This is a genomic window from Arthrobacter sunyaminii (genome assembly GCF_018866305.1).
Taxonomy (GTDB): Bacteria; Actinomycetota; Actinomycetes; order Actinomycetales; family Micrococcaceae; genus Arthrobacter_B; species Arthrobacter_B sunyaminii.
The window spans coordinates 1,769,479-1,782,666 of sequence record NZ_CP076456.1; the positions used below are offsets into that span (position 1 = coordinate 1,769,479).

Genomic DNA, 13,188 nt, shown 5'->3' on the forward strand with positions numbered 1-13,188 from the left:
CTCGTGTTTACCGGAATTGTGGCTGAACAGGGCAGCGTTGTATCCCTGGACCCGAACCTCAAGGATGACTCGGCTGTACTTGTCATCAGTGCCCCGGCCACCGGCGCCGGTCTGGAGCTGGGCGGATCCATCGCAGTGAACGGCGTCTGCCTCACGGCCACGGCCCTGGACGGAGACCGGATTTCGCTGGACGTCATGGGCGAAACCCTGGACCGGACCACCACGGGCAAGCTCCGGCCGGGAACGAGGGTCAACCTGGAACGCTGCGTTCCGGCCGGCGGACGGCTGGACGGCCACGTGGTGCAGGGCCATGTGGACGGCGTCGGTGAACTGCTGGAGCGGGAGAACCTCGGCAATTGGGACCGGCTGCGCTTTGGCGTGCCGGCACAGCTGGCCAGGTACATCGCAGAGAAGGGGTCCATCGCCGTCGACGGCGTTTCACTCACGGTCGCTGCGGTCAGCGGTGCCGAGGAGCCGCAGCAGTGGTTCGAGGTGGGCCTGATTCCGACCACTCTGGAGGCAACCGACCTCGGGACGCTGGAGCCGGGGTCGGCGGTGAATCTGGAAGTTGATGTGCTGGCCAAGTATGCAGAGCGGCTGCTTGCCTTCGCCACCCCGAAGAAACCGGCCCACGCTGCCGAAGGAGAAGAACTATGAGCATCCGAGCCGGGGGCACTAGCGCTGACGTTCCGCACGAGATGATCCTGCTGGACAGTATTGACGCAGCGGTGGAGGCCATCGCCCTGGGACGTCCCGTCGTCGTCGTGGATGATGAGGACCGCGAGAATGAAGGCGACATCATCTTTGCCGCCCAGCATGCCACGCCAGAGCTGATGGGCTGGACGGTCCGTTACACGTCCGGGGTGATCTGCGTGCCGCTGCCCGGATCCTACGCGGACCGGCTGAATCTGCCGCCCATGACCACCGTCAACGAGGACACCAAGGGCACCGCCTACACAGTGTCCTGCGACGCCGCTGTTGGTGTGAGCACAGGTATCAGCGCTGCGGACCGGGCCACTACGTCCCGGGTACTGGCCAATCCGGGCGCGTCTGCCGCTGATCTGCATCGTCCCGGCCACGTTTTCCCGCTTAGGGCGCACGACGACGGCGTCCGCGGGCGCCGCGGACACACCGAGGCAGCTGTGGAGCTGGCGCGGCTGGCCAACTGCACACCCGTTGGTGTGATTGCCGAACTCGTCCACGACGAGGGATCCATGATGCGGTTGCCTGCACTGCGCGCGTTTGCCGATACGCACGATCTGCCGCTGATCTCCATCGACGATTTGGTGGCCTATCTGGAGCGTGCACACTCACCCAACACGGAGGGAAACTGATGAGCGGACCTGTTCCCGGCGTCGTTCCCGGTCCCGAAGTTCATCTGCCGACTCCCTACGGCGATTTCATTGCCCAGGCCTGGACCGATCAGCGCACCGGGGCGGAGCACATGACTGTCTCCTCGCCGGGAACAGGCATCCAGCAGGACGCCGCCGGAGCCGGTTCCAACGGTGGTCCCGCGGCCCCGCTGGTGCGGCTGCATTCGGAGTGCCTCACCGGAGATGTTTTTGGCTCCTACCGCTGTGACTGCGGTGAGCAGCTGGAGCAGGCCCTGGAATTGATCAATCTGCACGGAGGCACCGTGATCTACCTGCGCGGCCACGAGGGGCGGGGGATAGGCCTGGCCAACAAGCTGCGGGCCTATGCCCTGCAGGAAGCCGGCGCTGACACGGTGGATGCAAATGAACAGCTGGGACTTCCCGTGGATGGGCGCGACTATGAGTCCGCCGCGGATATCCTGCACTCGCTGGGACTGAACCGGATCCGGCTGCTGAGCAACAACCCGGCCAAACGCGACCGGCTGCAGCAGTACGGAATCACGGTCGCCGCCATGGTGCCTTCGGAAGTGCCGGTCCGGGCCGAAAATGAGCGCTACCTGCAGACCAAGCGGGACCGGATGGACCACCGGCTGACTCTGCTGCGCACCCAGCCGGTCCAGCAGGGCTAACTGCACCCGACCAAGACAAGACCTGCACCCTCAGAATTCACCACAAGAGCCCACTACCAGGAGAAAACACGATGAGCGGACACGGCGCACCGGACAATGACGTCAGCAGCATCAAGGCCAAGGGCCTGGATATCCGGGTGGCCATCGTGGCCGCCAGCTGGCACACCGAGATTATGGACGGCTTGATCAACGGCGCCCTGCGCGCCGTGGAGGACGCGGGCCTGCTGCCGAAGCTGATTCGGGTTCCGGGAAGCTTTGAACTGCCCGTTGCCGCGGCCCGGCTGGCACCGCACTTTGATGCCGTGGTCGCCCTCGGCGTCGTCATCCGCGGCGGGACACCGCACTTCGACTACGTCTGCTCCGCGGCAACCACCGGCCTGACCGACGTCAGCGTCCGCACCGGCACGCCGATCGGTTTCGGCGTGCTGACCTGCGATACGGAGCAGCAGGGCCTGGACCGGGCAGGTCTTCCCGGCTCCTCCGAAGACAAGGGCTACGAGGCGGTGGCTGCCGCGGTGAATACAGTGGCAGCCTTGCGCGGCGCCGGGGTCTGATGGCTTAAGGGCCGGTGGAGCGCGGGCAGGGGGGGCTGCCCGCTATTCCAGGGATCTCAGGCGGCCTTCGGGCGGAAGATCAGCACCGGGCAATGCGCATGATTGACGACTTGATGCGAGACCGCTCCGAGATGCAGCCCTTCGAATCCGCCGTATCCGCGTGCGCCAACAACAATAAGATCCGCTTCCCTGGCGGCGTTGACTATCGCAGCAGCGGGTGAGTGGTTGTGAACAACGTGGCCCGTGGCGGCTGCGCCCTTGTCTGCTGCGAACTTCAGCGCTTCGGCATTCAGCTTGCCGGCATCTTCCTCGGGAGCAGGCGCAACGGCGATTCCACCCGCCGCAGTCTCCAACACCTCCGGATACCATGCCAACGGCGGCTTGCTCCAAGCCGTAATCAACTGGAGCCGGCCGTTGCGCAGACGGGCCTCGTCAGCGGCCCATTCCAGGGCCAGCCGAGAATCGGGGGATCCGTCAACGCCAACAACAATCGTGAACGAGCTGCTATCGGTCATTTGTCCCACACCTTTCGTCGGCCTTCACTGAGCATCGTAGACCGGCGTCTGCGCGGTGGTCAGGGTCCACGGGGCTTAGGCGGTTGCGGGACCCGATAATCGCGTGCAGTAATGCTGCCTCCCAAGCCCTAAATCTTCGGTGAGGGCTGCGCTGCAGGTCCTGGGGCGGTTACTCTGGCGAGATGCTAAAGGGATTCAAAGACTTCATCATGAAGGGCAATGTCCTGGACCTGGCTGTTGCCGTAATCATCGGCGCAGCGTTTACGACCGTCGTGAACGCCCTGGTCAACTCGGTGCTTATGCCGTTCATCTCCGGGCTCGTCGGTTCGCCGAACTTCGACAGTTTCGCGGCGGTTACCTTCAACGGGAACCAGATTCAGTTCGGGGTCCTGCTGACCGCCGTCGTGAACTTCCTACTCGTCGCGGCGGCCGTCTACTTCGTGATCGTGCTGCCCATGAACAAAATGATCGAACGGCGCAACCGCAGGCTTGGGATCACCCCGGAGGAGACCGCGGATCCGCAGGTGATGCTGCTGACCGAGATCCGGGATGCTCTCACTTCGCAGCCGCCGAACGGGACACCCCACGCCGAGAGCGGGCCGAAACACTAATCGGGGTCCGGCCGGGCCGGGACTGCCGGGTCCTCAGGAGCGAAGCGCTCTTTTTGTGACCGCCGCTGGGTACAGCGCAGCGCTGCAAAGAATGACACAACGAGCGGGAGCACTGGAAGAACGAACCCCTGAGACGCGACCAGGAATCCGTACAGTATCCACAACAGGATTGCCGTGACAATCCATCCCGTCAGTATGCGATGAGTGATCTCAGGGGCTGGCGGCACAAGGCCAGGCGCTTTCCGCTCCTTGGCCTCCCGCCACGACGCTAACCCAAAAGGCGTCAGGATCAGGAGGGACACGACCGCCCCCAGAGCCGAAGATGCCGACTCGGACAGGCCAAGAACCTGCAGAAGGACACGAGCGAGCGGGTCCACCAGCACGAAGGTCAGAACCAGCCACAGGTAGAACCTCCGCTGCCACAGAGGCAACTCTGCCCAGGTTCGGTTTTCGTAGGCGAAGCGTTTCGCAGCGTTATCCACGAATCCCAACGTGCGATCCCCCGGGGTCACTTCTCCGGGAACCGGGGATCCCAGGGCGAGCCGTTGATGTGGCTGCCTCCGTCTACGAAGAGGGTATTGCCGGTGAGGTATCTCGCGTCTTCGCTGGCGAGGAACACTGCCACGCCGCCCAGATCGGATTCTGCGTCTCCCATGCGGCCCATGGGCAGTGCGGCGTCAGTGGCGGCAGCCGCTTCGGGGTGAAGCTCAGCGTATTTCCGATAGGCCGCCGACGCCACGGCGGGGCACATGATGTTCGCAGTGATGCCGTACGGAGCCCATTCCCGAGCGGCTGTGCGGGTGAGGGCACGTAGCGCTTCTTTGCTGGCGTTGTAGGCGGCCGTGCCCATATGGGCGTTGACACCGTTGAGAGAGCTGATGTTGATGATCCGGCCCCACTGCTGCGCTTTCATGACGGGAAAGGCTTTTTTCATGGCCCAGTTCGGTGCGAGCACGTTCATCGTGAAGTTCGCTTCATACTCTTCGTCGGTTTTATCCTCCACCCGGTGGATGCCCCAACTCCGGTACGCGTTGTTGACGAGGATGTCGATGGAGCCGAAGTCATCAACGGCAGTTTGTACTGCAGCGTCCATCTGCGATTTGTCCGTGATGTCGCAGTGAACAAACGCTGCCTGGCCGCCGTCGTTGTTGATGCCGTCGGCCGTGGCCTGCCCTTTGGCGTCGTCGAACTCTGCAATGAGAACCGCTGCGCCGGCCTGTGCGAAGCGGCGGGCGATTCCCTGCCCGAGCCCGTCACCGCCACCGGTCACCAGCGCCACCCGGCCCTTCAACTGATTGTCTGTCATCGTCAATCCTCCGGTTGTTGAACTCGTGTTCAGTTCGTTCGTACGCGTGCGCCACGGCGTCAGTGCATGCTAGCAGGGGAGTTGCCCGCTGCTCCCGCGGGCGGGGAGCCCGGGAAAGGCGTGGCACCGGCTCAGTGCCTGTACGGCAGAAACAGCTATTCCCCGACCGCTAATGCGTCTGCCAACCGCCACCGCTCGTCGCGCGCCTGGCACAGGGACGCCCGCAGCTCCGGAGCGGCGGCAGCATCGACAACGGTCCAGGCCAGGGCCAGAGCCGCATCCATTACGGCCGCGTCGGCGTCCGGTCCGCAGGTTTCATCGGCAAATGCGGCAGTATGCGGCATTCCTTGTGATCCGAGCACTGCGATGACCGGATGGATGGCAGGCATCGCCTGCGACACGTTTCCCATGTCAGTGGAACCGCCTCCGCCGCCGCCCGCGGGCGGACGGATCAGGGTGCGGCCCGTCGCAGTGAGGTTCCGGTTCCACAGCTTAAGAAGGCCTTCATGCTGCCTGAGCGGGAGGTAGCCAGGGGACGGCTGCTCGGTTGACCAGCTGCATCCGGTGGCCAGCGCTGCCCCTTCGCAGGCCAGCAGGACCTTATGTGTAACGTCGTTTTGGATGGCAGCATCCCGGGCACGCACTTCGAGTGTCAGTTCTGCATGTTCTGGAATGACATTGATGGCAGAACCGCCGGCGGTGACGAGGGCATTGATGCGGACGCCGTCAGGCAGCTGCTGGCGCAGCAGTCCAATGGCCACCTGTGCCACGGTTGCCGCATTCAGGGCATTGACCCCGGCTGACGGTGCAACTGCGGCGTGCGAAGCCTTTCCCCGGAACTGTACGTGGAACCGGTCGCAGCCCTGCGATGACGTTCCGCTGCAGTCTATATCCACCCCCGATGTTGGGTGGGCCGATAAAGCGAGGTGGGCATTTGCGAAGGCGCCGGCGTTCAACAGCAGGACCTTGCCGCCGCCGTCTTCCTCCGCAGGAGTGCCCAGCAAAACCACCGTCAGATCCAGCTCCTGCGCTACTGCAGCCAGAGAAAGTGCTGCCCCTGCGGTGGACGCGGCAATGATGTTGTGCCCGCACGCATGGCCGATCCCGGGCAGCGCATCATATTCGGCGCAGATTATGACTCGAAAGGAACCCGATCCGTAAACTGCTTCCACCGCGGTGGGCAAACCGTAACAGCCCACGACGGTGTCAAACCCTGCCTCTTCAAGCACCGCGGAAACCCTTGCGGCCGAGCGGTGTTCCTCGAAAGCAACCTCAGGATCGGCGTGCAGCTGTGCAGACAGGGCCAGTACCGCCGACCGATGCCGGGCTAATCGTTCCTGGACAGCCGCCTTGGCGGTGACGGACGTCGTCGTGCTCATGCTTTGTGCTCCTTCTGGGGTGGTGCGGACGGGGTTGATTCAGCACCGGCGCTTTGCGGTGCGAGGTTTTCGTCAGTGCCGCGGAATTTCAATGCCACCAGTGCCAAGACGAGCGACAGAACTGCGCAGATGCCCCAGACCAGGAGATAGGACGTGTTGCCGGAAGCGGTCGTGGTCTCGCCGTCAATCTGGAGGGTCACCAGGAAAGCGGACATGACCAGCGCAAACACGGCACCGCCCACCGACCCGGCAGCGGTCCGCGATGTGTTGTAGAGGGCTGAAGCGACTGCGACAGAGTCCTCAGGTGCTTTTTTCACCACAATTGCCGGAAGGACGCCGAGGATCAATCCGTTGCCGAAGGCGCCGATCAGCATTGCGGACAGGAAGGGGACCGTGCTGGCAGAGAAGCCGATCATGGCTGCATACGACAGGACGCCCAGCAGAGAGCCCAACACTACGGTGGACTTAGCGGTGATGCGCGCGGCGATTCGGTCGCCGAGGGTGGCACCGGCGAAGGTGGCCAGTGCCAGGACCAGGAACACGATGCCAACACTGGCTGCCTCCAAGCCAAGGCCGAATCCGTGCGTGTCCGGGTTGGTCATGATGAACAGCGCGCCCGCGGTCTGGGAACCGAACATCTGCGCACCAAACAGGGATGCGCCCAGAATGGGCAGGCCAATGCCGGAGGTGGTGAGCACCGAAAGATCGACGAGGGGATATTTAACCCGTCGCTCCACCTGCAGCCACACGGCCAGCAGCACAAGTCCAAACACGATCGAGCCGATGGTCAGGCCTGAAGTCCAGCCCCAGTTGCTCGCGTTTGCGATGCCCAGCAGCGTGGACAGCAAGCCGGTGGTGAGAAGGGCTGCACCAGGCCAGTCAACGGTTCCGGCGCTTCGCAAAGTGGTTTCGGGGACCAGCCACGCAACAACGGGAATGCAGAGGAACATGAACACCGCCGGCACCAGGAGAACGACGGTCAGGTTATCCACCATGGCCAGGAGGATGCCGGATACCATCGCCCCGATCGCTCCGCCCACGGTAAGCGCGCCGACCAGCTTGGCGATGCTGCGGCCGGCGGTTCCCTCGCTCTTGCTGCGGACGATGGCGAACTCGAGAGGGAGGAAGGCCCCCAGCGGTGCCTGCAGTGCACGGCCGAGCAGCAGGATGCTGAAATTTGGCGCAAAGGCAACGATCACCGACCCGACTGCCACCAGGGAGACGGTGACCAACAGCAAGCGTTTGTGGCCGTAGAGATCACCCAGTTTGCCGATGATCGGCACAAACGCGACGGTCATGAGCAGGTAAACAACGCTGACCCAATTCAATGCTGCGTCACCAACATTGAATTCGGTGCCGATCCGGGCCAGCAGCGGCGGAAACCAGCCCTGCAGCAGGCCGGAGCCGAATTCCATGACAATCAGGAAGCCGACGGCGCCGCCGGCTGCCGTTGCCTTGGCGCCTGCTATGGGAGAGGACTTCATGCTCATCCGATCTATCGGGGCGTGCTGGTATCGTCGTCCCCAAAATACAGATATTGTCCGTTGCAGGGTTTGGATTGCATGATCAGGACGGAATATGAGGTATCAGTGCATGATTATGATCTGAATCCGCTGGATTTAAGGATTATCAACGCCCTGCAAATCGCCCCGAGGGGACCGTGGGCACAGCTGGCCCCTGTTATCGGGGCTGACCCCGCCACCCTCAACCGCCGATGGCAGGATCTGAGTGCTTCCGGCGCGGCGTGGATCAGCACCTTTGATCCGTGCAGTTGGGAAGCGGGCGCGCTGGTGGAGGTGAACTGCCGTTCGGGAGCGAACCAGCGTGTTGCCTCCGCACTGGCGGAAACGCCGGAAGCAATCGGTGTGGATCTCACAGCGGGTGGACGTGACATAGTGGCCACCATCGCCGCTCCCAGCGAGGCGGCGCTGTGGACTTACCTGTTGGAGGAGCTGCCCCTGATCCAGGGAATAGAATCGGCCCGGAGCCACCCGATTGCGCGCAACATCTACGAGGCCAGCTCATGGCGGATCCGGGCGCTGGACGCCAGCGAGACAAAGCAGGTGCAGCGCCTGGCAACCGTCACCGGCAGCAGGGCAACCGGACGCAACCCGGCATTGGAACAGGAGATCATCGCGGTCCTGAACCAGGACGGACGTGCTCCGGCGACGGCCATCGGGGCTGCCTTGGACCTAAGCCCCCGCCTCATACGTGACACCATGGCGCAGATGGCAGCTTCCGGGCGGATGAATCAGCGCACCGAGGTGGTGAGGGCTGGGTCGGGGTGGCCGGTGAGTGCCTGGTATTTCCTGCGTGTACCTGCCTCCAAGCTGGATGGTATTGCAGTGCGGCTGCGTCAGCTCGAGGAGCTCCGCGTGGTTACGCACACCATCGGGCCGTATGACCTGATTATGGGCGTCTGGCTGAAGAGCCTGGCGGAAATCCAGCGCTTGGAACAGCAACTGGAAGTGAAGCTGCCCGGGGTTTCCACGGTGGACCGGTCCGTTGTTGTGCGCAGCGTGAAGCAGTTGGGGCAGATCCTGGACGCTCAAGGGCGGGCCACCGGCCGTAACAACCTTCATGCCGTTTAGCGCCCTCCGGCGCCGCCGCGCCGTAGGATGCAATCATGAGTTTGTCTCGCCCGGCATCCGCTGCCGGCAACAGCGTCAACGCCAGCGTCAATGATGACCCGGACCCGGACCAGCCCGCAGGCGCGTATGAACCACCCCTGCTGCACCCCGTCCGGCAGATAGGGGAACGCACGCTCGACTTCCGCCGACAGGTGGCGCTCATGGCCATCATCAACCGCACCCCGGACTCGTTTTACGACGCCGGACGCACCTTTGCGCTGGATGCGGCAGTAGACGCCGCGGTACAGGCGGTGGACGACGGCGCGGACTGGGTGGATATCGGCGGTGTTCCGTTTGCCCCCGGACCGGCACTGGCCGCCGCGGAGGAAATCTCCCGGGTGATCCCCGTGATCCAGGCTGTTCGGGCGAGCTCCGACGTGATCATTTCCGCGGACACGTTCCTGCCGTCAGTTGCCGAAGCGGCCATCGCCGCCGGCGCCACCGTCATCAATGACACCACCGGCCTGGCCAATCCTGATTTGGCCCGCGTAGCCGCAGACGCCGGCGTGCATCTGGTGGTCACGCATAGTCTGGCGGCTCCGCGCACTGCCTATCCCCGTCCGCAGTACGGTGACGTGGTCGCTGAAGTGGCGGAGTTCCTGCGGCGGCGGGTCGGATATGCCCAGGACCTGGGGGTTTCCCCGGAGAAGATCATCATCGACCCGGGCCACGACCTCAACAAGAACACCCTCCATTCCCTCGAACTCACCCGCCGCCTCGCCGAAATTGCGGCACTGGGCTATCCGGTGCTGGCTGCGGTCTCCAATAAGGACTTTGTCGGCGAAACCCTTGATGCAGCGAAATCGAACCGGGTGGAGGGATCCCTGGCTGCAGGCGTCGCCAGCATCATGAACGGCGCCAGAATCCTTCGGATGCACAACGTTCCCGCCGCATCCAGCGCCATCCGTATGACCGAGGCCATCCTCGGCTGGCGGGCCCCCGCCTACCTTCGCCACAATATGGGCGAGTTCAACGAGACGGCCGTGCCGGCATGACCGTGCCGATTACCGCTGCAGGTTCTGCCAGGCAGCTCAGCGATGATGACCTGCTGGCAGCCTATGCGTGGGATATGGCCCAGGCACCGCCGGGCCGACCTCAATTCCGGTTCAACTTTGTGGCATCAGCTGACGGCGCCGCGGCAGTGGCCGGGCGTTCCGGCGGCTTGGGGGACGGCGCGGACCACCGGGTGTTCGGGTTGCTCCGGCGCACCGCCGACGTGCTTCTGGTGGGGGCGGGCACGGTACGCGCCGAAGGATATGTGGGAGAACTTCTGGGAGCGGAAAGCCAGGCCTGGCGTACCGCCCGCGGAATGGCCTCCCATCCGGCAGTCGCGATCGTCTCCGGACGGCTGGACCTGGACCCGGACGGACCGCTCTTCGAGCAGGCTCCGGTGCGGCCGTTGATCCTGACCGCAGCCACCGCCGCGGCAGAAAGGAGGGCCGCACTGGAACGCGTTGCCGACGTCGTCGTGGCAGGGGAACGGACCGTGGAGCCGGAACATGCCGCAGCTGCCCTCACGGAACGAGGATTTGACCGGGTGCTCTGCGAGGGCGGCCCGCAGCTCTTTGGCTCCTTTCAGGCTGCGGGCCTCGTGGATGAATTGTGCCTGACTATCAGTCCGCTTCTGGCGGCAGGCAGCGCCCTGCGCATCACCGCCGGAGCACCCGAGGCAGCGCCGCCGCGCCGCCTGGAACTGGTGCAGGTCCTCCGCGGCGGCGACACACTGCTTCTGCGGTACCTCAGTGAACCGCCCGCCTGACGCCGGGGGACCGGCCGCCCTCGATGAGGCGACCCGTGCCCGCGTGCAGCGCCGAACCCTGACAGTGGTCATCATGAGCCAGGTCCTCGGCGGGGCAGGACTGGCCGCCGGCGTCACGGTTGGCGCCCTTCTGGCGCAGGAGATGCTGGGCTCTGACGGCCTCGCCGGTCTGCCCGCGGGATTGTTCACCCTGGGCTCCGCGCTGACCGCGTACCTCGTGGGGCGGGTGACCCAGCGGTCAGGCCGGCGGGTGGGCCTCGGGGCCGGGTTTGCCGCCGGCGGAGCGGGTGCCCTGGGAGTGGTCCTGGCCGCCGTCGTCGACAGCCCGGCGCTGCTGTTTGCCGCGCTTTTCGTCTATGGGGCGGGCACCGCCACCAACCTGCAGGCCCGCTACGCGGGCACTGATCTGGCGCCGCCGGCGCGTCGCGGGCAGGCAATCAGCATTGCCATGGTCTCCACGACGCTCGGCGCGGTGGCCGGTCCCAACCTGGTCACGCCCATGGGCCGCCTGGCCGACGGTCTGGGTATCCCTGCCCTGGCGGGTCCCTTCCTGCTGGCCGGAGCAGCGTACCTGGCAGCCGGCGTCGTCCTGCTGGCGCTGCTGCGCCCTGATCCGTTTCTGCTCGCCCGCAGATTGAACGCGGGAGCGGCCGACGACGGCGCCGCCGCCGCAGGTGCGGCCGCTCCGGCTCCGGCGCGGCCGGGAAACGGAGCGTATGCCGGCGCAGCCGTGATGGTGCTGACCCAGATCGCCATGGTGGCGATCATGACCATGACGCCGGTTCACATGCGGGTCCACCATCACGGACTGGCCGACGTGGGCCTCGTGATTGGCATTCATATTGGGGCGATGTACCTGCCCTCCCTGGTGACCGGCGTGCTGGTGGACCGGGTGGGCCGGCTTCCCATGGCGGCGGCTGCGGGTGTAACCCTGCTGCTCGCCGGCGTCACGGCGGCCCTGGCGCCGGGGGAATCGCTGGGCCTGCTGATCCTCGCCCTGGCGCTGCTGGGCCTGGGCTGGAACTTCGGCCTCATCGCAGGCACGGCACTGGTGGTCGACCACACTGCGCCGGAAATCCGTCCGCAGGTGCAGGGCAGAATCGATGTGCTGGTGGCCCTGGCCGGAGCCGGCGGTGGCATGCTGTCCGGCGTCGTCATGGCCGGAACCAGCTACGCCACGCTCGCGTTGTCCGGCGGTATCCTGGCGCTGCTGCTCATTCCCGTGCTGGTCTGGGCGCGGCGTACCCCAGTGGCGGAGGCTGCGGGGCCGTAGAACCGACCGTCAGGGATCGGTTCTCATTCGAACTTCACAGCCAGTAAGGCCCTGCACCCCCCCCAAACTGGTCAAGGATGCGTCGAATTCGGCGGGGAAGCCTGCCGCGGGCGGAGGGTCCGGGCCTAGGCTGAACACTGCAGCAGAACCACCGAGCAGGCAGAGCTTCGTTGGAGTTTCGCCATGACAGGGAGCAGCAACATGTGCACAGGCATCAGGTTCACGGACGGCAGCGGCAACCTCTATTTCGCACGCAACCTCGACTGGACGTCCGACTTTGGGGAGCGGGTGGTGCTCACGCCCACCGGATATGCCACGAAGTCACCGTTTGGCGCGGTGCCGAAGATTCAGCACGCCGTTATGGGCATGGGAATTGTGCAGGAGGACACGCCGCTTTACTTTGACTGCGGCAATGATGCCGGCCTGGCCGTTGGCGGGCTCAACTTCCCGGGCTATGCGCAGTATGCGCCCGAACCTGTCGAGGGAAAGACGAATGTTCCCGCCTTTGAATTTCCGCTCTGGGTAGCCTCCCAGTTCGCCACGGTTGACGAGGTGGAGGCGGCACTGGAGAACGTCGTCATTGTGGACCGGCCGATTAATGACAAGTACCCGAGCTCGCTGCTGCACTGGATTATTGGGGATTCCAAGCGTGCCATTGTTGTGGAGCACACGAGCGAGGGTATGCAGGTGTTCCGCAACGACGTCGATGTTCTGGCGAATCAGCCCGGCTTCAACTGGCACCATGAAAACCTGCGCAACTACCTCAACGCGTCACCCGACTTTCCGGAAGAGGTGGTGCTCAACCAGGCACACCTGGTTCCGTTCGGATCCGGTTCGCTGATGCGGGGGATTCCCGGCGACTATTATTCGCCGTCGAGGTTTGTGCGTGCGGCCTACGTCAACGCGCACTATCCGCAGAAAACCACTGAGGAGGAGAACGTCAGCCGGGCGTTCCATACCCTCCAGCAGGTCGCGATGGTGGAGGGCAGCGCCGCCATGGGGGACGGGGAGTTCGAGAAGACCACCTACACCGGTCTATTCTCGGCCCGCACCATGACGTATTACTGGAACACCTACGAGGACCCGGCAATCCAGAGCGCCGCAATGTCCAGCTATAAGACCGACGGATCTGAGCTCGTGGTGGTCTAACACCGGGTAA

General features: G+C 64.6%; 14 protein-coding genes. 10 read left to right on the forward strand and 4 right to left on the reverse strand.

The annotated features are described in order from the left end of the window. Nucleotides 1–3 precede the first annotated feature (3 nt). The 4 genes from KG104_RS07820 (at nucleotide 4) to ribH (ending at nucleotide 2,556) form a co-directional block, all read left to right on the forward strand. Complete coding sequence (locus KG104_RS07820; RefSeq protein WP_207346646.1) at nucleotides 4–657, forward strand: riboflavin synthase; 654 nt, start codon at nucleotides 4–6, stop codon at nucleotides 655–657. Beyond that, on the forward strand, nucleotides 654–1,334 hold the full coding sequence (gene ribB / locus KG104_RS07825) for a 3,4-dihydroxy-2-butanone-4-phosphate synthase (RefSeq protein WP_207346647.1): 681 nt from the start codon (nucleotides 654–656) through the stop codon (nucleotides 1,332–1,334). The genes KG104_RS07820 and ribB overlap by 4 nt, the downstream gene beginning before the upstream one ends. Continuing rightward, nucleotides 1,334–2,002 (forward strand): GTP cyclohydrolase II, encoded by a 669-nt coding sequence (gene ribA, locus KG104_RS07830; protein ID WP_104054534.1) that lies wholly within the window; start codon nucleotides 1,334–1,336, stop codon nucleotides 2,000–2,002. Before ribB ends, ribA begins: the two co-directional genes overlap by 1 nt. 71 nt (nucleotides 2,003–2,073) lie before the next feature. After that, nucleotides 2,074–2,556, forward strand: a complete 483-nt coding sequence (ribH, locus tag KG104_RS07835) for a 6,7-dimethyl-8-ribityllumazine synthase (protein ID WP_104054533.1) — start codon at nucleotides 2,074–2,076, stop codon at nucleotides 2,554–2,556. Nucleotides 2,557–2,612: 56 nt separating this feature from the next. Here ribH and KG104_RS07840 read toward each other — a convergent pair whose 3' ends face one another. Beyond that, complete coding sequence (locus KG104_RS07840) at nucleotides 2,613–3,071, reverse strand: universal stress protein (protein ID WP_207346648.1); 459 nt, start codon at nucleotides 3,069–3,071, stop codon at nucleotides 2,613–2,615. A 182-nt stretch (nucleotides 3,072–3,253) separates the two neighbouring features. On the opposite strand from KG104_RS07840, the gene mscL reads away from it, so the two are divergent. Beyond that, nucleotides 3,254–3,682 (forward strand): large conductance mechanosensitive channel protein MscL, encoded by a 429-nt coding sequence (gene mscL / locus KG104_RS07845; protein ID WP_104054531.1) that lies wholly within the window; start codon nucleotides 3,254–3,256, stop codon nucleotides 3,680–3,682. A 508-nt stretch (nucleotides 3,683–4,190) separates the two neighbouring features. Here mscL and KG104_RS07850 read toward each other — a convergent pair. From KG104_RS07850 to KG104_RS07860, 3 genes are all read right to left on the reverse strand, one after another. Then, on the reverse strand, nucleotides 4,191–4,988 hold the full coding sequence (locus KG104_RS07850) for an SDR family NAD(P)-dependent oxidoreductase (protein ID WP_207346649.1): 798 nt from the start codon (nucleotides 4,986–4,988) through the stop codon (nucleotides 4,191–4,193). Nucleotides 4,989–5,143: 155 nt separating this feature from the next. Further along, nucleotides 5,144–6,367 (reverse strand): M20 family metallopeptidase, encoded by a 1,224-nt coding sequence (locus KG104_RS07855; protein WP_207346650.1) that lies wholly within the window; start codon nucleotides 6,365–6,367, stop codon nucleotides 5,144–5,146. Beyond that, nucleotides 6,364–7,851 carry an MFS transporter gene (locus tag KG104_RS07860; RefSeq protein WP_207346651.1) on the reverse strand — a complete coding sequence of 496 codons (1,488 nt, stop codon included), beginning with the start codon at nucleotides 7,849–7,851 and terminating at the stop codon, nucleotides 6,364–6,366. The genes KG104_RS07855 and KG104_RS07860 overlap by 4 nt, the downstream gene beginning before the upstream one ends. Before the next feature lie 105 nt (nucleotides 7,852–7,956). Between KG104_RS07860 and KG104_RS07865 the strand changes: the two genes are divergently transcribed. The 5 genes from KG104_RS07865 (at nucleotide 7,957) to bsh (ending at nucleotide 13,178) form a co-directional block, all read left to right on the forward strand. After that, entirely contained in the window at nucleotides 7,957–8,958 is a 1,002-nt protein-coding gene (locus tag KG104_RS07865) for an Lrp/AsnC family transcriptional regulator (protein WP_207346652.1), read from the forward strand. 35 nt (nucleotides 8,959–8,993) lie between these two features. Beyond that, nucleotides 8,994–9,992: a dihydropteroate synthase gene (gene folP / locus KG104_RS07870; RefSeq protein WP_207346653.1), complete on the forward strand. Its 999-nt coding sequence runs from the start codon at nucleotides 8,994–8,996 to the stop codon at nucleotides 9,990–9,992. Then, entirely contained in the window at nucleotides 9,989–10,756 is a 768-nt protein-coding gene (locus tag KG104_RS07875; RefSeq protein WP_207346654.1) for a pyrimidine reductase family protein, read from the forward strand. Before folP ends, KG104_RS07875 begins: the two co-directional genes overlap by 4 nt. Continuing rightward, a complete protein-coding gene (locus KG104_RS07880; RefSeq protein ID WP_237688694.1) occupies nucleotides 10,740–12,029 on the forward strand; it encodes an MFS transporter in 1,290 nt (429 codons plus the stop codon). The genes KG104_RS07875 and KG104_RS07880 overlap by 17 nt, the downstream gene beginning before the upstream one ends. 201 nt (nucleotides 12,030–12,230) lie before the next feature. Next, nucleotides 12,231–13,178, forward strand: coding sequence for a choloylglycine hydrolase (gene bsh / locus KG104_RS07885; protein WP_207346655.1), 948 nt, complete (start codon nucleotides 12,231–12,233; stop codon nucleotides 13,176–13,178). Nucleotides 13,179–13,188 lie beyond the last annotated feature (10 nt).

Bases quoted from the DNA above. Each gene is read 5' to 3' on its own strand.
- ribB (WP_207346647.1), top strand. From the start codon at position 654: ATGAGCATCCGAGCCGGGGGCACTAGCGCTGACGTTCCGCACGAGATG.
- ribA (WP_104054534.1), top strand. From the start codon at position 1,334: ATGAGCGGACCTGTTCCCGGCGTCGTTCCCGGTCCCGAAGTTCATCTG.
- ribH (WP_104054533.1), top strand. From the start codon at position 2,074: ATGAGCGGACACGGCGCACCGGACAATGACGTCAGCAGCATCAAGGCC.
- KG104_RS07840 (WP_207346648.1), bottom strand. From the start codon at position 3,071: ATGACCGATAGCAGCTCGTTCACGATTGTTGTTGGCGTTGACGGATCC.
- mscL (WP_104054531.1), top strand. From the start codon at position 3,254: ATGCTAAAGGGATTCAAAGACTTCATCATGAAGGGCAATGTCCTGGAC.
- KG104_RS07850 (WP_207346649.1), bottom strand. From the start codon at position 4,988: ATGACAGACAATCAGTTGAAGGGCCGGGTGGCGCTGGTGACCGGTGGC.
- KG104_RS07855 (WP_207346650.1), bottom strand. From the start codon at position 6,367: ATGAGCACGACGACGTCCGTCACCGCCAAGGCGGCTGTCCAGGAACGA.
- KG104_RS07860 (WP_207346651.1), bottom strand. From the start codon at position 7,851: ATGAAGTCCTCTCCCATAGCAGGCGCCAAGGCAACGGCAGCCGGCGGC.
- folP (WP_207346653.1), top strand. From the start codon at position 8,994: ATGAGTTTGTCTCGCCCGGCATCCGCTGCCGGCAACAGCGTCAACGCC.
- KG104_RS07875 (WP_207346654.1), top strand. From the start codon at position 9,989: ATGACCGTGCCGATTACCGCTGCAGGTTCTGCCAGGCAGCTCAGCGAT.
- bsh (WP_207346655.1), top strand. From the start codon at position 12,231: ATGTGCACAGGCATCAGGTTCACGGACGGCAGCGGCAACCTCTATTTC.